Here is a 20,024-nt window from a genome sequence, read left to right on the forward strand (position 1 = left end):
GCTACTCTCCCGCCCGTGGGCGTTTAACCCCTGGTACTACCGCGCGGCCTGTCGCCACATCTTGGCCGCGACCTGTTAGCGTTGCCGTGGTCACTTTGCCCACTAACTCGGTTTTAATCAGCCCTTGCTCGTTAAGCCAAGCGAGCTGCACCAGCAAGGCATCGCGGCTAATGTCGAGGCCGTAGGCATTTAAGCCATCTTGTAAGATGGACTCATTTAGTGCGAAGGCTCCCGCCTCTGTCAGTAATCGAAGCACCACAAGGCGTTGGTGCTCATTGATAATTTGCTGCATCGCCATTAATGGCCTCCTTTCAGTTCGTTTTCGAGAAGCATGTCGGTCTTGGTTTCTAAGCGCCTAATGCCTTGTTCCATTGCGCCAAAGCGCTCACCTAAACCTGTGAGGGTTTTATCGAGCGCATGCAGTTCGTCACGGGTCGGCATGTACTCCAATTGCATTTCAGTTTCGCTAAGGCGCTTATCGATTTCAGCCACCTTTTGGATCACTTTTTCATGCTCAATCCGTGGGGTAAATCGCGTGCTAAACCACGCCATCAGCAGTGCACAGAAAACGCTAATGACGCTGCCAATGAAGCCCCAATACTTACCGAAATATTCAAATACCGATTCGATCATAAACGCTTCCCATAGCGCTGTTGTTGGCGCTTATCTTCATCTTCTTGGCAACTGATACAGCGCAGCTCTTTATTCCGCTGCGGCTCATTTGGCTCTAAGCAATCAATACAGATGCCATTGCCAGTGCTATGTTGTTTGTGCCTGGCGGCATCCCGAACTGCATCAACACAGGCAGCTCGCTCGCGGGTTTCCATATTGCTAGCCCAATCGTTTTCGTCCATGGGGTTCCTTATTTTGTTTGGTCTGTTTGATGGCGTTGCCGCCAATCGTGCAGGGCTTGCCAGTTGAGGTTGCATTGCCCAAGGTCAGTGAGTAGCGAGAGCATTAGCCCCGCTAACTCTTGATTGCTGAGCGGTGGGTTGGATAGGCACTGTTCCTTCTGGGTTTGCAGGCACTGCAATACCTGTAGTGGAACCTGAGTGACGTTGCACTCGCGCATCAGTGCTTCGGGCGGCAACACATACGCTGTCTTGTAAGTGGGCACGTAACGCACAGCGGGCGGCGTTGTCGTACACGCGCACAACATCGTTAGGCACGCTAGCCACACGCCATGCTTGCGTTTGTTCATCCTGGGCGTCCTCAAGTAGCTGGGTCAGTTGGTGGTTAAGGTCTTGATTACGGGTAGCTAACGCGGCCTTTTGCTGTTCGACGGTTTGCACCTGCAGAGCGAGGGTTTCGCCTTCGGCTTTTAGGGCAAAGCGTTCAAGGTTGGCATCTTGCAGCCCTACCGCTAGGGTGTCGGCGCTCTGTTGCAGGGCAGCATTGTCAGTTAACGCTTGGGTGAGCTGGCTCTTAGTGCTCTGCTGTTGGTGGTACATCAGCCCAATGATGACTAATGCCAGTGACAAAAATATCCACTGCACAGTGCTGATGATTTGTGGGGGATTCATTGCGCGCCCCCAGCTGATTGCGAGAGGCCCAGTTCGCTTAGGCAAATGGTTTGCTCTTCGGCACGACGCTTGATGAGGCCATTTAGGCGCACCTTGTTACCGAATAGGTCGGTGCCATACGTCCAGCCATTACAGACGCGCTCACCCGTTTGCTTATTGGTTGAACAGGCTTGGGTTAGCTCCTTACAGGCACCCACACGATCCCCAGCTAACAGCTTTTTGCGCAGGGTTGAGCTGGCAAAGTTGCCGTATCCCGCCCAGTGCAAAAACGATAAATAGGCGGCGTGCTCGCTGTGGGTGAGCGTTACGGGCGCTGTGAGGCTAAGCAGCTGCTTATCTTCCTTGGCGATATCCTTGGCAAAGATCTCCATGCATTGCTGCTCTGTGAAAGTTTGATCAAGCTTTAAGTCTTTGCTCGTATGGCCACGACAGGCTGTCAGCACGCCCACCGCATCGACATAGACGCTCAGGCTATTGCCTTCCCATTTATCGGTAAGCTGTGCGCCAGTGATGGCTGCCGAACTTAAGCCTGCGGCCAGTAAAATCGCCTTGAGTTTACTGTTCATTAGGCACCGCCATAGGTTGTGCCTTGCGTTGATCGCGGGCTTTTAAAACATGGAGGTGAGTGACGGCATGCCAGCCTTGTTCAAAGTAGCTTTGACGGGTGAGACTGTGGCTATACAAGGGTACGGCGGCGGGCACATCGCCTGCTAACTCCGCCTTGATGCGGGCATTAAAACCGTCCTTAGCGCACTGGCGATAGACTCGGCTTTGAATGCGTTTGGGCTGCGCATTCGCAATAGGCATACTGTTAACGCCGCTGCGAACCTTGCATTTACGAGAGTTGTGGGTGACAAAGGCCATAAAAAAACCGAGACAGTGAACATGGGTTCATTGTCTCGGCTTAAGGGTTTGGAGCGGATTGGAAAGGTTTCGGGATTAGTTATTAATTAATGATGTTTGTAAGCCATTGGTTTATCTCAACAAGATAATTTGGGTGGGGGCGATGTGAATACCCAACATATATATCTTTATCATCAATCATTTTCTGTCGTAATTCCTTGTTACCAAAATCAAATTTGACTCGGCGAGCTAACTTCTCTAGCTCAAAAAAACGCTCTGTTTGTTGAATATCATCAAAATTTGCCGCAGCAACAATTTGCTCGTAACTAAGATTTCCATTCGCAAGTTTTAGGACATATGGTTTACAAACCTTAAGATAACAGACAAGCCCGATTATACGTTGAATATCTTCCACATATTGGCTGTTTGGACTTACCATATTGCTCAATATTGCAAAGTAAGCAAGTATCCTCTCTATTTCCCTAAATGATGGTTGATAGTATTGAACAATGTCTAACAACACATTATGGCTCTCGCCGAGTTTTTGGTTTTCCCCAGCTAACATTGCCTTCATCGCATATTGTAAATATTGATAGCCATGATCATTATATTTCTCTGCTGCTCTAGGCAAAGCTAACCATACATTGATGAATTTATGCAGGTAATTAACAGGGTCGTTATCGCCATATTTAGCTTTAATGGACTGTTCGAGTTGCTCTCTATTGGTGACAAGTAAAAAGGTAATTCCTTTCACCGAAAACAAGTGTTTTACTTGTTCGAGTAACTCAAGGGCAAAATCGGGGCGGCAACGATCAAGCTCATCAATAATGAAAACGATTGGCTCACCCTTGCCTTGTTCTTCTGCAAACTGTGCCAAATAGCTTTTAAATTCCTTTAATGCCAATTTGTCTTTTTGCGCATGTTCAAACCTATCCTTAACGAGCTCATCAACTTGATCTGCCACTAGCCCTGATAATTCGCTCTCAGCTGCATCCAGCATAGTGTTATCGACTAGACCTGCCGTAATAGTCCTAACCCCTAGCTTTAAACTGCCCCTTAAAAGAGATTTTCCCGCTTTTATCGCTTTATCTTTAAATTCAAATTTCTTAGGCTCATTATCATCTGAGATCAACTGGTACATTTCCGATGCTAATGCCAAAAATGGATCTTTCTGGTAGTCATTTTCAAAGGCATCGAAATAGATTGTGCGAATTTTTTTATCTCGATGATGTTCAAGATAACCTCGCCACATTTTTATAAAGGTACTTTTACCTTGCCCCCAGCCTGCGTCCAACGCAATCACAGGATTACCACCAGCATTTTCAATTAAGTTGGCTAGCCGTTTGCCAAACTCGGCACGTTTAAATATATCTACCTCTGGCTCAAACCCTGTGCTTTCTGTTATTGGTAAATCAGGTAAAACTAGCTTCATTTTCTTACCATCCCTTTTGTTGAATTGCCCAGCCGTGAATAAAAATGTGTTAAAGCTGTATCATTTGGATCTTGATATCGTTAACCAAATTACCATTGTTTATCTCAAGCTTTTGCGACAGCAGCCCCTCTTTTGGGATCACCCGCAACCACAGATATTCCTCGGTTTCGGTCCCCACTTTGCGCTTACTCTCTGCCACCAATACCAGATCATCCAAGCGTGAACGACTCAAACTAAACTCACCGTCCTTATTAGTTTGAATGGTTTCAACTAATGGTATTTGGATCTCTTTGATCAGGGTTGCGGTTTCACAGAAGACGATCTTTTCGTAGTTAGCTTTAGCATTTTCTCGGTTTGGGCCGCCGCTTAGGTACGCCAATTCAACCTCAGATTTATCAGGTAAGCCCATGCATTGTTGATTGGCTAAATGTTGCTTTTGATAGAGCGCTTCTCGAAATTCTTTAAGGGAGTAGACCTTGATTAGAGTGTTAGGAATAGGAATGACATCTGCACCTTGAGTTACAACATGAAGATAACCAGTAACCTTAATGGGGAAAAATAGATATGCGAAAGCAAAGCCTATGAGAACCAGCGCAATCTTTTTCATTCTTAATCCTTTAAAATGTTGTCCCTGAGATTGATGCTATTTAATACTGCTACTTTCTTTTTATATTTTTATAACGATAATTAGAGGTGATTTCCGGCAATACGAGGCGCTTAACATTATCAAACTCGCTTGGCTCTAAAACATCATCAAAATAGCTTAACGGAAAAGCACCTGCCCCAGTACGCTTGATACGTTGTGTTCTTCCACGTTCAAACTCATCGAACTCATGTGTATTGGTATCATAGGGATTTTCACTATATGAATTGGCTTTAAAGCCCTCCATATATTCTTTACTTCTCATAAAGATATCCTTATCTAAGATAAACTAACTTGTTAGAACAAGTGATTAAAAACTACCCTCTAAAAGAATATTTTTCAACTATCAAAACAATCTCCTCTGCTTCCTAGCCACAAATGCCGCCCTTTGCTCTGCCACTATCTGGCTGATCCGGCGTTCGGTGAGCCCATAGTCACGGCTTAACTGCTCTAGGTTATTACCCTTAAACTCGCGCCAAATTCGGATATCCCGCAGCGCATCCTTGAGGCGTTCGCCATTGGGGATGTAGATATCGCGACCGCCTAGATAGGCGCTTAGACTAGTGGCTAAGGCTTCGCTCACATTATCCGCGTTATCAATATCGTATTGCTTTAGGGTTTGGCGCATCACATCGCACAAGCTTTGTAGAGTTGAGGGCCAGCGGCGAATGAAGTCCTCACGCTCATCGGGCTTAAGTGTGGCTAAGGTTTCGAGGGCTTGTTCCAGCTCGGCGGCGCTGGTGGACAATAAATCCAACTGGTTTTCGGGAATACTAACCGCGTTTAGAGTGTTCTTACTCATGGCCATGCCCCTCGTATTGCGCGACGATCACTTCATAGTTTGCGGGGCGTGTACCTGCTTCATTCATCTTTACCCGCTCACCACGGACAGTAATGCGCTCAATCAACACCCGCTTGTGCCAGTTTTTAAGGCTTTCTAATACCTTGTAGGCTTGCTGTTCTGTCATCCAAGCGGTGGCATCCACGCCTTCACTTTTACTACGTAGAGTCATGCGACGCACATAGGCATCAAGCGCCGATTCACTGTTATCCTGGATAACTAAGTGGTGGCCCATGGTGATCCAAATGGCACGTATTTTATCTATGCTTGCCAATTTGCTTTTACCCGCAGCAGGACTTAAACGGCGTTTAACCGCTGTTTTATTGTTGGTTACAGTAGGTTTAAAGCCCTTTTGTTTAAACACTTCTAACACCTGTTCAAGCTCTGGCAAGTTCATTGCCCGCAAGGAATCTTTACCCGTGGCATTTTTAAGCATGGCGCGGTAGATGGCTTCATCGAGCTGTAATGATCCCTTAGCCACATTGATTAAAGTAATCAGGCGCTTCTTGTGTTGAGCGACTGGGTGCGCCTGCGCATTACCATGCACAGGGGCTTTTTGATTAGTTTCTAACATTCGTCATCCTCATCGGTTGTCGCACTGGATACTATCTTGATGGATTTAGGCTGACTCTTAAGCTGCTGCCAATTCGGTGTTGCTGCATTTAAAAAGTTAACAGCCCAAAGCTCACGATCGGCGAGCAGTTCTGCCTTAGTTTTCCCCTTACGAACGGGCCTAACTGGGCAGTTCGCAATGGCATATTTGAGTAAGCGTTTAGCATAGGGTGTCATTCATCATTGCTCTTTTTGTTAGCTGCTCATCAGTACCCAGCCACTGCGCTGGATAGACACTAGCGACCTAGGCCGCCAGTGTTTCGCTGTGTCTTGGGCTCTAGCCCGCTGTTACTAGTAGCCCTAAGTTGTTGAGTGACTTTTCCATAAAGAAACCGATCACAGCGCGGCGTTCGCCTGCAAACTCTTGGCTTAACTCCTTGAGCGCATTGAGCAGCGCGGCGCACATCATCAAACAGTAATGCGGCCTTTCAGCGGCTAGGCCACTGAGCTCGCTGCGCAGATTGTCAAAGCTGGCTTCAAGTAAGGTCGCTTGGCGTAATTGAAACGCCACCCGATCGAGTGCGGCTTGGTTGTCATCGAATAGGTGTTGAATGCCCGATTGCTTGTTGAGTGTCATGATGTGCTCCTTGCCCACCCTAAAGGGTGCTGATATCCAGTGGTAGTTGGGTGTATTTGCCATTAGGCTGACGCTCATATAGGCGCAGGTACTGGCTAGTGCCTGTGATTTGAATCGCATCGGCTATAGCGTCCATCGCCAGTTTCCAGTTGGCATCGTCGATATCCAGCTGGCGCAGACTGAGCACTTGGTTAACGTCGATTCGGCCTTGCTGGTTTACCCGAAACGCATGCTCAACCATCGCCATCAGGCGGGTATCCGCGCCACCGCTCCAGCTTTTAATGCAATCATCAATCAAGGTTTTAGCGGTTTGAATGCGCTCATCAAACACGCGGTGTTCACCCACTGCACGGCGCACTTGGTACTTGCCATCAAAGCTAGTAAGCAAAATATTGCCCTTACTGCCACCGACCTTAACGCCATATTCACTGGCCGATAGTTCGGCAAAGCCATCAATTTTCGCCATCGTCATCAGTTTGAAATTGAGCATCTGTTCACGCAGTTCTTTGGCAGAACCGACAATAGCCAGCACCACTTCATCGCGCAGTTTGTCCACGGGCTTGATACGATCTTCATGCACCAAATCGCCTACCGCGTTTTTGCGGTAGCCCTGCGGAATAGCAGCTTGGTTGTGGGTTTGTTCTTGTGTGTTCATCTTATTTGTCCTCATTCCAGCGCACTGTCACGCCATGAAATTGCACCGCCATACAACGGCGACGAATGCCTTTTATATTCTCGATAATCTCAACTGCCATGCGTTTAAAATCACGGCTTGGAACGTCAATTTGGATAACACCGCGATGCTGGCTAACGACCTTCATCCCACGAAGCCTTAAGGCGGCAATCACATTGATAGCTTTTGTTTGCATGTTATTTACCTTTCCATTTGTTATCCCAAAGGGCGCTATTTAGGCGGTTAGCCACCTTTTGCAACTCCCTTTCGAGTAGTTCGATATGCTGTAGTTGATCGCCCTGGGCGAGTCGGCGACAGAACGCGAGCTGTTCCTCTACGTTGTAACGACTGTCTGTCGCTGATTGCACATCGATCCTCTGTGTTACTGCCGACTGCTTTAACTGCGAATGTGGGCAGCCACCGCGACAGGCGCGATAGAGTCGGACGCGTTGTGGGTTAGTAGAGCTAAAAGGCCGTTCTTGATTGTCTTTGCAGGTATCAACGCTGATTTGTCCTGCAACGGGGCACTGTACGTGGTGACGTAAGTAGCGCCCTTCGACACGATTTTTAATGGTGTCGATATTGCCTTTGTATTTGTTCAGCAGGACCTGATTAAGCATGGTCGGACTGACACCTAGCTCTCTGGCAATCTGCGCTTGGCTGCTCTCACTGACTTTTAACTCAAGCACTTGGAACCAATTGTCCTTGTTCATAGCGCCTCCCTATAGGGATAAAACTTCGATTTGGTTGGTGCATAAATACCGTCATCGATTAGCTCTGGTGCTAAAGCACCACAGTCAACGTTGAGGTGATAAATGATCATTTCCTCTTCGATAGCTCTGATGCGGATCAAGCCTGCCCGTTGCAGGGCATTGAGGTAACGCTTTACCGTTGAGCGCGCCACCCTAGCTGTGACCATGATTTCTTCAATCGAGAAATTGCGCATGATGCGGCAACTGTTCCAGATCCGCTGATTCGCTTTAATCTTGGCGAACTGAGACTGGCGCTTTAACGGGCTGTCATCGTTTAACCAGTAGCGGTTGGTCAGCCCTGTACGCCCTTTCCATTCGAGTGTTAAGCGCCCTTCTCGATACAAATCACGTAAAAAGCGATTCGCGAGGCACTTGGGCATTCCCGATGCATCGGCAACTTGTTCAGCACTAAAGCTGACTTTTCGATTGCGACAACAGCACATAAACAACCATGCGCTGTGCCTTAACGGGGTTGAGCGTTTGACTTGTGCCATAACGCTTAACCCACAAGGCTTGGACGTCGAACACCATGGAATGGCTGTGCCCCCCAGTGTTCTGCTGTGACGTAATCAAGTTCGTTCATTTTGGCGAGACGTTCGATTTGATTAAGGCCAATGACAATGCGACGAGCCTCACCGCTGCTGGCTTTACGCAGTTCATCAAGGAGTTCTGGTTCGACTTTGATGTCGTTGTCTAAGAGGGAATCGGCCATCACCATGACGTCATCTAAGTCGGCTGGCCGAAACTCAACCCACTCTGAAATACGGTTAAAGAACTGTTTGCGTGTACTGATACGGCGGGCGATTTGGTCCATACCAATGAGGATCACAGGGACTTCGGTGTTGTCGTAGAGATCGCGCACCGTTTCAAGCATACGAACGTCCGACATGAGGTAGTCGGCTTCATCGATAAACAGCGGGCGTTCGTACATGCTCATTTGCTCGATAGTGAAGTCGACCATCTTATTAATGCGCCACATGCCGCTCGATCCGAGTTCGCCGACAATACGGTTCATTAGCGTACTGGCACTGTCTGTGGCCATGGCTCGAACATAGATACCGTTCACTTGGTTAAACAGATACGTGGTTGCAGTTGTTTTACCAAAGCCACTTGGGCCGTGGTACAAACCGAGACCTGGTACACCTATGCCTCGGGTACAAAGGTTGTCGAAGGCGTCTTGGGCTGTCAGGACATTTTTTACAGGTGCGATCACTGCTTTCATTTTGTATACTCCATTTGCTTTAGTTTTATGGCCTTCATGGCCGTTATGGGTCATAAGTGCTCAGTTGGTCGCTCTGCGCTTATGGCCCATGATTTCATCAATGCGTTTTGCCCCTAACTTGTTGTGCTTTTTGTAATCCTTTAGGAATGCATCCTCCTTTGGCGTTAATTCACGGTTGAGAGATTCAGCGGCAAGCAAACGTGCCTTTTCGTGCTCATTACGCACTAAGGTTGCATGCTGTTGATTAATGGTGTTTTTACGTTCTTCAATCGCTTTACGCTTCTGGCGTAAATGCTCAATTTGTTGGTCGCTATAAGCAGGCTTATTAGTTTTAACGAGCTGCTCTGCAGCCTCAGTTAATGCCATTAAGCTTGGGTTTTGGTGGGCTATTGGCTGGGTTGGAAACTCGACTAGTGACTTAGCCTGCTTGGCATAGTGCTCAATGACGGTTTGATGGATCTCGCCTATGTTGAACGTTTTAGCGAGTTGCTTCATTTCGGCCCTAAAACTACGCAGTGCCTTGGCTTCTTCTTTTTTGGTTTGACGATAAGCCGCAGGGCTGATCTCTTGACCTAAAAGACGGCTATCAACTGCTTCGATTCGGGTTTCCCAATTATTGATCGGGTATATAAACGCACGAGCGACGTCTGTTGGATCGAGAAATACACGGACTCGTTGCCCTTTCCACTCATGCTCCAACATTTCAGGAGCCGTATAACGCAATCCTCCCGCTTTAATAAAGCCTTTAAGGATGGTGTACTCGCCAACGTGGTTAAGCAGGAGATCTAAGGCTTCAGGATGTTCGACTGCCCGCACTTGATATTGAGCTGCGCGATAGACTTCATTGGGTGTTTTACCCTTTAAGCCATCGTGTGCGCGGAGGTGATAATAGGCATCTACCCAATTATCAAGAAGTTGCTGTAATTCCGGTTGCGTCATACGGAGATCGTAATCCGCCTTTTCGTTCTCTTTCTTGTTGCGCTCTTTAAGGCGTACCGCAAATTCTTTCCGAGCCTCGATAGCCTCGCGATCATTGACGTTATGGCCAATGTAGCCAGGCAGTAACTCAATAAGATCATGGCTGAGCGTCTTAAAGAAACGTTCGATAAAGGGCTTTTCCCAACCTGAGTATGGGTTAGCTCGGCTTTGTTCTAAGTCGAGTAAGTGATAGATGCTCGTGGTTCGCTGGCTGACATAATCGCTGCCGTTATCGGTACGCATTAAGCCGCCTTGGTTTGGAACTCCCCAAGCCAGTAAGGTCTTGCGCATTAAAAGGCAAATGCCTTCGCTTGATGAAGTAGGTGAAACAAGCAGTTTGACGCGACGTGTGAAGCAGTCGATCACCGCAATAATGGTGTGTCGCCCTTCTTTCAACATTGCATCGACTGGGGTTGAGTCAAATTCCCATACATCGTTTGGCGCAGCCATCCATGGATAGGTTTGCTCAACTGCAGTCCGGTATTTATCGTTGAATTTTTTAGGGTTTGTAGTGAATGTAAAAGCCGCTTGATTTTGGCTTATCCATTTATTCACCCAGCGGCGAATGCTGGAGATGCTTGGGATCTGCCAAGGCATGTCGGTTTTTATCGCATAGATCTCGGCTAGCTTTTTAAGCTGCTTTGCCTTGCCTGCCAGATGCGGTTTGGCAGTGATCAGCCCCTTTAGGAAGTCGGCTAAGTCGGGCTCGTCATTCAGTAGACAAGGACGCTCAACTTTATATTTACCAGCGAGTGCGCTAACGCCATCTTTTTCTAAGACCTTTTCCCAACGGCGGATCGTTACAATAGAAACGCTGCTAATAATTGAGAATACCCAGTCCGGTAGTGCAATCGAACGCTGGGCATATGCTTTGCAGAATGCTTTTTCACCATCAACGAGCTTGCGAACCTCAAGGTAAGGCATGCAAAATTTAGCCTTAGCATTGACGATCAGCATCTTTGCATCAGCCCGCTTTTGCGCTTTATCAGGTAGGTTTATAAACTGCTGAATGCTCTTGGCTTTTTCTGTTTGACTCACTGCAGGCATTTGCAGTTTGGCAACAGCAGATCCCGCACGCATCAAGGACGTTGGAGATTTTGCTATCTTCTCCGCTTCCTGTTTTGCCAGCTTCTGACGAGCCTCAAGGGGTAAACTATTTAGGTGATATTCAAATCCACCACCTAGCCCTTGTCGCCTTTGCTTTTGCCAGTTTTCATGTTTTGCCCTATCACGGACGCGTCTATCCCCGACATCCAATAGCTCTGCAATTTCTACAGTGCTAAACCATTCCTTAGTCATGGTGCTCTCCCACTAAATCAACACCAAGGTATTCAGATAAAGCAGCCATGATCTTGATGGCTTTTAAGCGTTTAGGTTTACGACCTGTATTGGGTGCAAACCATTGAACGCACTTCTGAACCGTCCTTGGGTTATATCCATGCGTAATCGCCCACGCACGGCAGCTTTGTCCATTTGCGAGCAAGGCTGCATGTATATGACGAGCGCTTTCTATCTTCATAAGAATTACCGTGCTAATATTTTGATTACGTTCGCATTGCGAACGAACGCAGTTTAACTACAATACGTTACGCAGTGCGTAATGTATTGCGAATATAGATCCGAGTTAGGCACAAATCAACAGCTTTTTGCTTTTTTGCGCAGAAAATTACGCACTAAAGTTATTTTAGTGCGCAAAAGATTGATGTGGTTTCGGTTGGATATTCAGTAAACCATTACTTATTCGGTAGTTTTTAAGTAATAACTATTGCTCTCTTGAGCGTTAAATAGATTTTGGTTCGAGGAAAATAATGAAGTCGGAAGCCTTATATTCAGATCCAACTTTAGATCCGACTTCCACAACTGAAGTCGGCACTCTTGCTGACCGTATTTCGGAAGCAATTGGGAAAAACAGTATTAGAGAGTTCGCCATTAAAATTGGCGTATCTGAAGGTACTCTACGTAATCTAATCAAAGGTGGAGAACCTAAGTTAGATACAGCAATACGTATAGCAGAAGAGGCTGGCGTGAGCATTCGTTGGCTTGCAACTGGCAATGGCCCTAAATACCCGAATCGCCAACGCGATGAAATTTCCCAGGAAGGTATTGTTTACGTCCACCAAGACCAATTCAATGAAGAGTATTTCTTGATTGAAGGCTATGACGTGGTGGTAAGCACTGGGCATGGTGCGTTTAATGATGAAACAGGTGTACGCAGACGGCTGCCGTTTAGAAAGAACTGGCTTAAATACCGTAGTTTAAAGCCCGAGAATCTTAAAGTCGTCTATGCCAAAGGTAATTCGATGGAGCCCGCCATACACAGCGGAGATAGCTTACTGGTTGATATCAGCAAGACTACGCTAGAAGACGGCTGTATCTTCGTATTACGCCTGGGCGACGATCTTTATGCCAAGCGCTTACAGAAACTGTTTGATGGCGGCATAGAGATACTCAGTGACAACAAGGAGTATAAATCTCAGATTGTCTCTGCGGGTGAACTGCCAATGCTGCAAATTATTGGCAAAGTCGTTTGGATGGGTAAAAACCTCGATTAAATCTTTAAAAGTTCCGAGTTAATCAATCTTGATGAACTGTGATTATTTTTCAAAGCTGGCGAACCATTTTGGCGCCAGCTTTGTTTTTATCAATCTTAGTGAATCACTTCCGACTTAACTCACCACTCGTACAACTCTTGTACACCAAGGCCTCCCACCTAGTTTCAACTAATCTCGGCTGTTCTCACTTATTGTCAATCCATTTGACTGGTTACAACTTGTATCAATTTCACTAAATGTAATTAACACGCGCTGTGGTAGCGCATCTGGTGCCACAACGGATAGTGAAGTGCATCACTTAATTTGAAAAACAGCTCACGCTAATTCAATAAAGACTCAATTAACACCTCCATCAACAACAGCAAACTTGTTAAAACAGAAAAACGGACTTTAACGGCGAAAAGATAACCCACGTTTTCTATCGATATAAAGAACTGAGTAAATTCACATTACCCCACCTGAGATCCTTTTTTGAGCGGTTTGAGTCTTAAGTACTCGACCAAGTACCGAAAACGGTGTCGATTATTTAGCGAATGATTTCAATTTCATAGAATCACCGCTTAAAAACGATGGACTCAATTATGGCTATATTGCGAATTGTTAAGTGGTTTTTCACGAAAAATGTCGAATTCTGCACCACGATGCACATTAGATGAGCACTTAACAGCATAATTACACTTTTTTTAGTAACTCGAGTTGACTCATCCAACAGAGCGTTTTACTATGCGCTCCGTTCTCAACGAGTCGCTACGATTGTGTGAAACAATTCCCCTGTAGTTCAGTCGGTAGAACGGCGGACTGTTAATCCGTATGTCACTGGTTCAAGTCCAGTCAGGGGAGCCACTTTAAGCACATGATAAAAATGAGTTAGAACAAGCAGTAAGATAAGTTGTAAAAAATTCCCCTGTAGTTCAGTCGGTAGAACGGCGGACTGTTAATCCGTATGTCACTGGTTCAAGTCCAGTCAGGGGAGCCAATTACATTATCAAGCTGATGCATTAAAATGATTCCCCTGTAGTTCAGTCGGTAGAACGGCGGACTGTTAATCCGTATGTCACTGGTTCAAGTCCAGTCAGGGGAGCCAATTTAAGCAAGCTAAAAAGTCGATAGCAATATCGCACCTCGATTCCCCTGTAGTTCAGTCGGTAGAACGGCGGACTGTTAATCCGTATGTCACTGGTTCAAGTCCAGTCAGGGGAGCCATTTAAAAAGTGTTATTTCTGTAAAGTCGATAGCAATATCGCACCCTCTACTCCCCTGTAGTTCAGTCGGTAGAACGGCGGACTGTTAATCCGTATGTCACTGGTTCAAGTCCAGTCAGGGGAGCCAATTTATTCTTCGTTTTGTTCCCGTGTCTTTGCCTCTTCTGGCTTCTAGTTACCCTATTCTTTTCCGTTTTGTTTTTAAGCAAATGCAGTTACACTGTTATCAGCTTATTAATAAAAATTTATGAGTGTCATCACACAGATAGCTGCAGTTAAGTATTCTTGACTTAAACTTATCCTGTTTGAGCTCACCCAAAAAAATAGAGCGGATTTTTATGGCCATGTCAAAATCATATCCAATTTTTTTACTGCTTATTTTCTTAGGTCTTTTTGCTTGGGTATATCAAAGCGAAAATAACCAATTACAAATCCAACAACAGCAAGAACTGGATAGCTTTAAAACCAGTTTAACCCGCTACCAACAATGGCAAGGTGATGGCGCCGAACTCTTCAAAAAGCTTTCTGAAAATTACCCATTCCAATTTTTCCAATATATTGATGATACCGATGGCCAACGGAGTCATACAGAAGGTCGTTTAGACACCCAACATCCTCATCCTTTAGCCCGTTTATTTTCTATCGAGCTCAGTCATACACAAAAATTGGCAACCGGTCGTTTACAAGTCAAACTCAGTGCAAACCAAGCGATTGAAACTTCGATTAGTCATACTCAAAAGCTCGGTGTCATGTTACTGGTGGCTTACCTTATCTTGCTGTTAGTGTTTATTCTGTTAATGTCAAAACATAGGGCGGCGATACGTTATGCTGCTGATTATATTTCAAAAATACCTGAGTTAGGGTTTTCTGCTGTCGCATCATCAAAACTCACAGGTGAGCTCAACCCCATTGGAATATCCCTTGAAGAGTGTCGTCTTCAACTTAAAGCCCAAATCGATAAACTCAATCAAGAGAATGAAAAGCTGCATAAAGCGGCCTATCAAGACACAGTGACGGGTTTTGGTAGTCGCCAGCGCTTTACCCAAAAATTAGAAACCATAAGTAATCCCGATATTCCTCAATTGGGGCTGATGGCAATGGTTAAGGCCACAGAGCTTGCGCAAATCAATCAAAAACAAGGGCGAACTGCGGGGGATGATTATCTTTCAAGGGTGGCAAATTGTATCCGCAAAGCCTGTAGTAAGTATTCAGATGCAGAATGTTTCAGGGTATCGAGCGCTGATTTTGCCATCTTTATTCCTGATGTCATGCTGAAGGATGCGCCAAAATTTTTAGATCAATTAAAAATTTATCTTGATGAATATTTGCAAATGACAAAAGCGGAATCTGTTGCCCATATCGGTTTAGTTCCCTATCACCAAGGCACCGATGCGGTTAATTTACTGACGATTGCGGATACCGCAGTCAGCATAGCGCAGACCCTTGGGCCTAATAGCTATCATATCCAAGAAAAACTCAATGGTGACGAGCAGTTTGGCGATGATCGCTGGAAAATGGCGATCAATGATTTAGTCACTCGCCAAGCATTAAAATTCTACCAACAGCCAATTCAGCCCTGCCGAACTGATGTAGAGGTTTACCGCGAGTTGTTGGCGCGCTTTTACAATAGCGAAGGTAAGTTTTTACCGACCACCACAGTGATCGCTATGGCAGAACGTCACGGTATGAGTTCTGAATTAGATAAACTGGTGGTGATCAGTGCATTAAGAATGCTTAAGGAAAACCCGACCATTTCGGGTAATTTCGGCATCAATATCAGCGCATTTTCTGCGCATCAGGATATGTTTGTCGCTTGGCTAAAGGACATTTTAGGCAAGCAAAAATACATCGCCTCGCGCTTAGTATTTGAGATCAATGAGTCAGGTATGCAGTCTAACTTAGGGGCAAGCTATAAGTTCGTTCGCGAAATACATAGCGTTGGATCACGGGTGTCGATAGAGCGTTTTGGCATGAGCTTTACGTCCTTCAAATTCTTCAGTGAAGTGCGTCCAGACTACATAAAGCTTGATGGCAGCTACACATCGAATATCGATGAAGACAGCAATAATAAGTTCTTCGTCCGTATGATGGTGGATGTTGCAAGACGGATAGGCATTCGGGTTATTGCGACCAGCGTCGAACGCCAAGAAGAAAAACTCACCCTCGAAAAACTCTTAGTTGATGGATTGCAAGGCTATTACATAGCACAGCCCCAAGCCATGGCGATTACAGATCAAATTTAATACTTTAACGGGTTAATTCGTCGCCAAAATTTACAGTAAAGATGGTTAACCCTGCATTCTATATGTTGTTTATGCAAACGGAAAAGTCGATAATACGGCCAAGATCCGTTTAGAAAAGTATTGAGATGACTGAATATCTCCTCTTGTTGATCAGTACAGTACTGGTCAACAATTTCGTTTTAGTGAAATTCTTAGGCTTGTGTCCTTTCATGGGGGTCTCCAGTAAACTGGAGTCCGCTATTGGCATGTCTATGGCGACCACTTTTGTGCTGACGTTAGCCTCGATTCTCAGTTACCTCGTCAACCAGTATCTACTATTGCCCTTTGATCTGAGCTACCTGCGAACCATGAGCTTCATTTTAGTGATTGCGGTTGTGGTGCAATTTACTGAAATGGTGGTGCAAAAAACCAGTGCTGCACTGCATCGCGCTTTAGGGATTTACCTGCCGCTGATCACAACTAACTGTGCGGTGTTGGGTGTTGCCCTATTGAACGTTAACGAGAAGCACGATTTTATCCAATCGGCTATCTATGGCTTTGGTGCTGCATTAGGCTTCTCATTAGTGTTAATTCTCTTCTCGGCGATGCGCGAACGTTTAGCAGCCGCAGATGTCCCCTTACCTTTCAAAGGCGGCGCCATAGCGATGATCACCGCAGGTCTTATGTCCCTCGCCTTTATGGGATTCACAGGATTGGTTAAGTAAGATGTCCGGAATTTTAATTGCAGTCATATTGTTGACCCTATTGGCATTAGTTTTTGGTCTATTACTCGGTTTTGCCGCCGTTAAATTTAAGGTTGAAGGCAATCCGATTGTCGATGAACTCGAAGCGATTCTGCCACAAACACAATGTGGTCAATGTGGTTACCCTGGCTGTCGCCCTTATGCTGAAGCGATTGCCAACGGTGATAAAGTCAACAAATGCCCTCCCGGCGGCACTGCCACCATGGAAAAACTGGCGACCCTGATGGGCGTCGAGCCCGAGCCGCTGAATGCCGAAGCACAATCTCAAGTGAAAAAGGTCGCCTACATACGTGAAGACGAATGTATTGGTTGCACTAAGTGTATTCAAGCCTGCCCCGTGGATGCGATTATCGGTGCAGGTAAGCTTATGCATACTGTGCTGACAACCGATTGCACGGGTTGCGATCTCTGTGTTGAGCCTTGTCCCGTCGATTGTATTGATATGATCCCAGTCACCCAGAATCTTAAAAATTGGAACTGGCGCTTAAATGCCATCCCAGTGACTCTCATCCAAGACACTCTCATCAAAGAGATTCAGAACCAAGACCCACAGTTAGAAGAGGAAAAGCGGTGTTAACTTTATTAGATCAATTAGATAAAGGAACCCTTTGGCGCTCACCCGGTGGTATACATCCACCCGAAGTCAAATTCCTCTCGAACGCGACGCCGATTAGCCAACTGCCCTTAGCCGCTACGTACTTAGTGCCCATCCCTCAAGTCGGTGAAAACTGCACACTTGCGGTAAACATCGGCGATAGCGTATTAAAAGGCACACCGTTAACTCAAGGTACCTCTATTTGGCATTTACCTGTGCATGCGCCGACATCAGGCACTATCGTTGCCATTGAGCCAAGGGCCAGTAACCATGCTTCAGCATTGCCGGTTAATACCTGCGTTATCCAAGCCGATGGCAAAGACACTTGGTGTGAGCTGGTGCAAAATGAGCTTAATGACTTAAGCCATCAACAGATGATCGATAAGATCCGTGCCGCTGGCATTGCAGGCATGGGCGGCGCGGCGTTTCCAACTCATATTAAGCTTAATCCGGTCAGTGAAATTGATTTAGTCATCATCAACGGCGTCGAATGCGAACCTTATATCAGCGCCGATGATAGATTAATGCGCGAATACAGCCAAGATATCCTCGCCGGTATTGGCATTATTCATCGGTTATTAACGCCAAAACGTATTGTTATCGCCATTGAAGATAATAAGCCAGAAGCGGCCAAAGCCATGCAAGCTGCAGTCGTCCAATGTGGGCTCCCAGCGGACAGCATTCGGGTAACGGTCATTCCGACAAAATATCCTTCTGGTGGTGAAAAGCAGTTAATTCAAATAATTACTGGCCGCGAAGTGCCCTCGGGCGCGATTCCCGCCAAACTCGGTATCGTCGTGCATAACGTCGGCACTGCCTTTGCGATTCATCAAGCGGTTACTCAAGGTAAACCGCTGATTGAGCGCGTTGTGACTGTGACGGGCAAAAATGTAGGTAAACCGGGGAACTACTGGTTACCGATAGGCACACCTGTTGAGCATGTGCTAGCTGCGACTGAGTTCACACCTGAGCCTGAACAAAAGGTGATTATTGGCGGGCCTATGATGGGCCATGCATTGGCAAATATCCAAGTGCCTATTTTAAAAGGTACTAACTGTATTCTGGTGCCAAGCAGCCAAGAAATAGGAACTACGCCAGAAGAAAAAGCCTGTATCCGCTGCGGCGAATGTGCCAATGCCTGCCCTGCACTCTTATTGCCACAGCAACTCTTTTGGCACGCCAAGTCAGAAGAATATGACAAAGCTGCCAGCTACAATCTAAAGGATTGTATTGAATGCGGTTGTTGTAGTTACGTCTGCCCGAGTGATATTCCCTTAGTCGAATATTACCGCATTGCCAAATCTGCACTTAAACAAGCCGCCGATGAAAAGCAGCAAGCGGAGCGCGCTAAACAGCGTTTCGATGCCCGTTTAGCGCGTCTTGAAGAAGAAAAGCTTGCCCGTGAAGCTAAGGCCAAAGAAGCCGCAGAGCGCCGACAAGCAACTATGACTGGCACGGATAAAAATGCCGTCGCCGAAGCCATGGCACGGATCGCCGCGAAAAAAGCCGCAGCGGCACAATCAGCAACTGAAGAGTTGTCGACTGAAGAATCATTGAATCATCAATCAAACGTAATAAGCACTGATACGACAGACACGCCCAAGGGTAAAGCTGCCGTTGCCGCAGCCATCGCCCGCGCTAAGGCGAAGAAAGCCGCCCAAGTGAATGCCAATGGTGCTGATACAAACGATGTGGTGAATGTTACTGCAAGTGATGAATCCTTCTTAGCAACAGATGCAATCGCGCAAGAAGCGCCATTATCTCAGAAGGACAAAGTCGCCGCGGCCATTGCTCGCGCCAAAGCTAAAAAGGCGGCTCAGCAAGCCGATACCGCGCCGCTTGAAACGACTGAAACGGCTGACAGCACACCAGAAGCCAGCGCTGCCGATGATAAAAAGGCCAAAGTGGCTGCCGCAGTCGCGCGGGCAAAAGCCAAGAAAGCGGCGCAGCAAGCAGAAACAGCCGCTAGTGATATTGAAGTTAGCAATACTGATGTTAGCGTTAGTGATGTTAGCGTTAGTGACGTTAATGATTCAGAAGCGATTAAGAAAGCCAAAGTAGCCGCCGCGGTTGCCCGTGCTAAAGCGAAAAAAGCCGCGCAGCAAGCTGAGACAAATGCTGACAATGATTTAACTCAGACCGCGACTCCAGCAGTTGATTCCGCAGCTAGCGTTCAAGCAGATGTGAATGATGATACAGAAGCAGCCGCTACTGACGTTAACGACGCTGAAGCAATTAAAAAGGCCAAAGTGGCCGCCGCTGTTGCTCGTGCTAAAGCGAAGAAAATAGCTGCGGCATCAGCAGCTGAGTCTGAAATAGAGTCCGTTGACGACATTCAAACTAAAGCTAACGTGGCATCGCCGTCGATAGCAGCAGCCCTTGATGCCGTCGCAACCAAACCCGAAGCCGTTTTACCATCCGCAGAACCCATTGAAACGGCAGCCTTATCAGGCGATGAGCTTAAAAAAGCACGGATTGCTGCGACCATCGCCAAGGCGAAAGCCAAAAAAGCGGCACTCGCTCAACAAACCGAAGCTTCGAGCGATTCAAATGTTGCTAATGATTAAGAACAGAATGATAAAAAGGGAACACA

At 46.5% G+C, this 20,024-nt stretch carries 25 protein-coding genes, 5 tRNA genes and 1 other RNA gene; 10 read left to right on the top strand and 21 right to left on the bottom strand.

All coding sequences use genetic code 11. The features are described 5' to 3' along the window. Position 1: 1 nt before the first annotated feature. The 21 genes from KO533_RS14090 to KO533_RS14190 all read right to left on the bottom strand — a co-directional run bounded on the left by KO533_RS14090 (position 2) and on the right by KO533_RS14190 (position 11,615). Positions 2–298: a hypothetical protein gene (locus KO533_RS14090; protein ID WP_006087224.1), complete on the bottom strand. Its 297-nt coding sequence runs from the start codon at positions 296–298 to the stop codon at positions 2–4. Further along, on the bottom strand, positions 298–633 hold the full coding sequence (locus tag KO533_RS14095; RefSeq protein ID WP_219254742.1) for a DUF2730 domain-containing protein: 336 nt from the start codon (positions 631–633) through the stop codon (positions 298–300). The genes KO533_RS14090 and KO533_RS14095 overlap by 1 nt, the downstream gene beginning before the upstream one ends. Next, complete coding sequence (locus KO533_RS14100; RefSeq protein ID WP_219254744.1) at positions 630–854, bottom strand: hypothetical protein; 225 nt, start codon at positions 852–854, stop codon at positions 630–632. The genes KO533_RS14095 and KO533_RS14100 overlap by 4 nt, the downstream gene beginning before the upstream one ends. An 84-nt stretch (positions 855–938) precedes the next feature. Then, positions 939–1,523: a hypothetical protein gene (locus KO533_RS14105; protein ID WP_219254746.1), complete on the bottom strand. Its 585-nt coding sequence runs from the start codon at positions 1,521–1,523 to the stop codon at positions 939–941. Further along, complete coding sequence (locus tag KO533_RS14110) at positions 1,520–2,089, bottom strand: lysozyme (protein WP_219254748.1); 570 nt, start codon at positions 2,087–2,089, stop codon at positions 1,520–1,522. Before KO533_RS14110 ends, KO533_RS14105 begins: the two co-directional genes overlap by 4 nt. Beyond that, complete coding sequence (locus KO533_RS14115; RefSeq protein ID WP_219254750.1) at positions 2,079–2,387, bottom strand: hypothetical protein; 309 nt, start codon at positions 2,385–2,387, stop codon at positions 2,079–2,081. Before KO533_RS14115 ends, KO533_RS14110 begins: the two co-directional genes overlap by 11 nt. An 82-nt stretch (positions 2,388–2,469) precedes the next feature. After that, positions 2,470–3,798 (bottom strand): P-loop NTPase fold protein, encoded by a 1,329-nt coding sequence (locus tag KO533_RS14120; RefSeq protein ID WP_219254752.1) that lies wholly within the window; start codon positions 3,796–3,798, stop codon positions 2,470–2,472. Between the two features lie 49 nt (positions 3,799–3,847). Further along, positions 3,848–4,405, bottom strand: coding sequence for a hypothetical protein (locus KO533_RS14125; protein WP_219254754.1), 558 nt, complete (start codon positions 4,403–4,405; stop codon positions 3,848–3,850). A 49-nt stretch (positions 4,406–4,454) separates the two neighbouring features. After that, the gene (locus tag KO533_RS14130; protein WP_219254756.1) at positions 4,455–4,706 is read right to left on the bottom strand and encodes a hypothetical protein; all 252 of its coding nucleotides are present in this window, start codon (positions 4,704–4,706) and stop codon (positions 4,455–4,457) included. A gap of 81 nt (positions 4,707–4,787) precedes the next feature. After that, a complete protein-coding gene (locus KO533_RS14135; protein WP_131524994.1) occupies positions 4,788–5,243 on the bottom strand; it encodes a Mor transcription activator family protein in 456 nt (151 codons plus the stop codon). After that, complete coding sequence (locus tag KO533_RS14140) at positions 5,236–5,856, bottom strand: regulatory protein GemA (protein WP_219254757.1); 621 nt, start codon at positions 5,854–5,856, stop codon at positions 5,236–5,238. Before KO533_RS14140 ends, KO533_RS14135 begins: the two co-directional genes overlap by 8 nt. Then, positions 5,850–6,071 carry a hypothetical protein gene (locus KO533_RS14145; RefSeq protein ID WP_219254759.1) on the bottom strand — a complete coding sequence of 74 codons (222 nt, stop codon included), beginning with the start codon at positions 6,069–6,071 and terminating at the stop codon, positions 5,850–5,852. Before KO533_RS14145 ends, KO533_RS14140 begins: the two co-directional genes overlap by 7 nt. 16 nt (positions 6,072–6,087) lie before the next feature. After that, an RNA gene (locus tag KO533_RS14150) (hammerhead ribozyme type II) lies at positions 6,088–6,160 on the bottom strand. 11 nt (positions 6,161–6,171) lie between these two features. After that, positions 6,172–6,471: a hypothetical protein gene (locus KO533_RS14155; protein ID WP_219254761.1), complete on the bottom strand. Its 300-nt coding sequence runs from the start codon at positions 6,469–6,471 to the stop codon at positions 6,172–6,174. 19 nt (positions 6,472–6,490) lie between these two features. Then, complete coding sequence (locus tag KO533_RS14160) at positions 6,491–7,126, bottom strand: DUF3164 family protein (RefSeq protein ID WP_219254763.1); 636 nt, start codon at positions 7,124–7,126, stop codon at positions 6,491–6,493. Position 7,127: 1 nt separating this feature from the next. Next, the gene (locus KO533_RS14165) at positions 7,128–7,340 is read right to left on the bottom strand and encodes a hypothetical protein (RefSeq protein ID WP_063884365.1); all 213 of its coding nucleotides are present in this window, start codon (positions 7,338–7,340) and stop codon (positions 7,128–7,130) included. A gap of 1 nt (position 7,341) precedes the next feature. Next, a complete protein-coding gene (locus tag KO533_RS14170) occupies positions 7,342–7,857 on the bottom strand; it encodes a hypothetical protein (RefSeq protein ID WP_131524989.1) in 516 nt (171 codons plus the stop codon). After that, entirely contained in the window at positions 7,854–8,390 is a 537-nt protein-coding gene (locus KO533_RS14175; RefSeq protein WP_076500566.1) for a hypothetical protein, read from the bottom strand. Before KO533_RS14175 ends, KO533_RS14170 begins: the two co-directional genes overlap by 4 nt. Positions 8,391–8,395: 5 nt before the next feature. Continuing rightward, positions 8,396–9,118 (bottom strand): AAA family ATPase, encoded by a 723-nt coding sequence (locus tag KO533_RS14180; RefSeq protein WP_012089134.1) that lies wholly within the window; start codon positions 9,116–9,118, stop codon positions 8,396–8,398. Between the two features lie 60 nt (positions 9,119–9,178). Further along, entirely contained in the window at positions 9,179–11,395 is a 2,217-nt protein-coding gene (locus tag KO533_RS14185) for a DNA-binding protein (RefSeq protein ID WP_219254764.1), read from the bottom strand. After that, positions 11,388–11,615, bottom strand: coding sequence for a hypothetical protein (locus KO533_RS14190; RefSeq protein ID WP_041411143.1), 228 nt, complete (start codon positions 11,613–11,615; stop codon positions 11,388–11,390). Before KO533_RS14190 ends, KO533_RS14185 begins: the two co-directional genes overlap by 8 nt. Before the next feature lie 289 nt (positions 11,616–11,904). Here KO533_RS14190 and KO533_RS14195 point away from each other — a divergent pair, with 289 nt between their 5' ends. The 10 genes from KO533_RS14195 to rsxC all read left to right on the top strand — a co-directional run bounded on the left by KO533_RS14195 (position 11,905) and on the right by rsxC (position 19,998). Next, complete coding sequence (locus tag KO533_RS14195) at positions 11,905–12,648, top strand: helix-turn-helix transcriptional regulator (RefSeq protein WP_219254766.1); 744 nt, start codon at positions 11,905–11,907, stop codon at positions 12,646–12,648. A 767-nt stretch (positions 12,649–13,415) separates the two neighbouring features. After that, positions 13,416–13,491, top strand: a tRNA-Asn gene (locus KO533_RS14200). 57 nt (positions 13,492–13,548) lie between these two features. Continuing rightward, a tRNA-Asn gene (locus KO533_RS14205) sits at positions 13,549–13,624 on the top strand. Between the two features lie 32 nt (positions 13,625–13,656). Further along, positions 13,657–13,732: transfer RNA gene (locus tag KO533_RS14210), tRNA-Asn, on the top strand. 43 nt (positions 13,733–13,775) lie between these two features. Further along, positions 13,776–13,851 (top strand) — tRNA-Asn (locus KO533_RS14215). A gap of 50 nt (positions 13,852–13,901) precedes the next feature. Continuing rightward, positions 13,902–13,977: transfer RNA gene (locus KO533_RS14220), tRNA-Asn, on the top strand. Between the two features lie 211 nt (positions 13,978–14,188). Beyond that, positions 14,189–16,093: a GGDEF domain-containing protein gene (locus KO533_RS14225; RefSeq protein WP_219254768.1), complete on the top strand. Its 1,905-nt coding sequence runs from the start codon at positions 14,189–14,191 to the stop codon at positions 16,091–16,093. 125 nt (positions 16,094–16,218) lie between these two features. Then, positions 16,219–16,797: an electron transport complex subunit RsxA gene (gene rsxA, locus KO533_RS14230; protein WP_006081543.1), complete on the top strand. Its 579-nt coding sequence runs from the start codon at positions 16,219–16,221 to the stop codon at positions 16,795–16,797. A 1-nt stretch (position 16,798) separates the two neighbouring features. Then, positions 16,799–17,413 carry an electron transport complex subunit RsxB gene (rsxB, locus tag KO533_RS14235; RefSeq protein WP_028760015.1) on the top strand — a complete coding sequence of 205 codons (615 nt, stop codon included), beginning with the start codon at positions 16,799–16,801 and terminating at the stop codon, positions 17,411–17,413. Next, complete coding sequence (gene rsxC, locus KO533_RS14240; protein WP_219254770.1) at positions 17,407–19,998, top strand: electron transport complex subunit RsxC; 2,592 nt, start codon at positions 17,407–17,409, stop codon at positions 19,996–19,998. Before rsxB ends, rsxC begins: the two co-directional genes overlap by 7 nt. Positions 19,999–20,024: the final 26 nt, after the last annotated feature.

It is taken from the genome of Shewanella sp. NKUCC05_KAH (assembly GCF_019345585.1).
GTDB classification, from domain to species: domain Bacteria; phylum Pseudomonadota; class Gammaproteobacteria; order Enterobacterales; family Shewanellaceae; genus Shewanella; species Shewanella oncorhynchi.

Excerpts from the sequence above, each read along its gene's own strand:
- KO533_RS14175 (WP_076500566.1), bottom strand. The coding sequence starts at position 8,390 with ATGGCACAAGTCAAACGCTCAACCCCGTTAAGGCACAGCGCATGGTTG.
- KO533_RS14195 (WP_219254766.1), top strand. The coding sequence starts at position 11,905 with ATGAAGTCGGAAGCCTTATATTCAGATCCAACTTTAGATCCGACTTCC.
- KO533_RS14160 (WP_219254763.1), bottom strand. The coding sequence starts at position 7,126 with ATGAACACACAAGAACAAACCCACAACCAAGCTGCTATTCCGCAGGGC.
- KO533_RS14115 (WP_219254750.1), bottom strand. The coding sequence starts at position 2,387 with ATGGCCTTTGTCACCCACAACTCTCGTAAATGCAAGGTTCGCAGCGGC.
- KO533_RS14105 (WP_219254746.1), bottom strand. The coding sequence starts at position 1,523 with ATGAATCCCCCACAAATCATCAGCACTGTGCAGTGGATATTTTTGTCA.
- KO533_RS14140 (WP_219254757.1), bottom strand. The coding sequence starts at position 5,856 with ATGTTAGAAACTAATCAAAAAGCCCCTGTGCATGGTAATGCGCAGGCG.
- KO533_RS14155 (WP_219254761.1), bottom strand. The coding sequence starts at position 6,471 with ATGACACTCAACAAGCAATCGGGCATTCAACACCTATTCGATGACAAC.
- KO533_RS14110 (WP_219254748.1), bottom strand. The coding sequence starts at position 2,089 with ATGAACAGTAAACTCAAGGCGATTTTACTGGCCGCAGGCTTAAGTTCG.
- rsxA (WP_006081543.1), top strand. The coding sequence starts at position 16,219 with ATGACTGAATATCTCCTCTTGTTGATCAGTACAGTACTGGTCAACAAT.
- KO533_RS14090 (WP_006087224.1), bottom strand. The coding sequence starts at position 298 with ATGGCGATGCAGCAAATTATCAATGAGCACCAACGCCTTGTGGTGCTT.
- rsxB (WP_028760015.1), top strand. The coding sequence starts at position 16,799 with ATGTCCGGAATTTTAATTGCAGTCATATTGTTGACCCTATTGGCATTA.
- KO533_RS14095 (WP_219254742.1), bottom strand. The coding sequence starts at position 633 with ATGATCGAATCGGTATTTGAATATTTCGGTAAGTATTGGGGCTTCATT.
- KO533_RS14225 (WP_219254768.1), top strand. The coding sequence starts at position 14,189 with ATGGCCATGTCAAAATCATATCCAATTTTTTTACTGCTTATTTTCTTA.
- KO533_RS14145 (WP_219254759.1), bottom strand. The coding sequence starts at position 6,071 with ATGACACCCTATGCTAAACGCTTACTCAAATATGCCATTGCGAACTGC.
- KO533_RS14170 (WP_131524989.1), bottom strand. The coding sequence starts at position 7,857 with ATGAACAAGGACAATTGGTTCCAAGTGCTTGAGTTAAAAGTCAGTGAG.
- KO533_RS14130 (WP_219254756.1), bottom strand. The coding sequence starts at position 4,706 with ATGAGAAGTAAAGAATATATGGAGGGCTTTAAAGCCAATTCATATAGT.
- KO533_RS14165 (WP_063884365.1), bottom strand. The coding sequence starts at position 7,340 with ATGCAAACAAAAGCTATCAATGTGATTGCCGCCTTAAGGCTTCGTGGG.
- KO533_RS14125 (WP_219254754.1), bottom strand. The coding sequence starts at position 4,405 with ATGAAAAAGATTGCGCTGGTTCTCATAGGCTTTGCTTTCGCATATCTA.
- KO533_RS14180 (WP_012089134.1), bottom strand. The coding sequence starts at position 9,118 with ATGAAAGCAGTGATCGCACCTGTAAAAAATGTCCTGACAGCCCAAGAC.
- KO533_RS14120 (WP_219254752.1), bottom strand. The coding sequence starts at position 3,798 with ATGAAGCTAGTTTTACCTGATTTACCAATAACAGAAAGCACAGGGTTT.
- KO533_RS14135 (WP_131524994.1), bottom strand. The coding sequence starts at position 5,243 with ATGAGTAAGAACACTCTAAACGCGGTTAGTATTCCCGAAAACCAGTTG.
- KO533_RS14185 (WP_219254764.1), bottom strand. The coding sequence starts at position 11,395 with ATGACTAAGGAATGGTTTAGCACTGTAGAAATTGCAGAGCTATTGGAT.
- KO533_RS14100 (WP_219254744.1), bottom strand. The coding sequence starts at position 854 with ATGGACGAAAACGATTGGGCTAGCAATATGGAAACCCGCGAGCGAGCT.
- KO533_RS14190 (WP_041411143.1), bottom strand. The coding sequence starts at position 11,615 with ATGAAGATAGAAAGCGCTCGTCATATACATGCAGCCTTGCTCGCAAAT.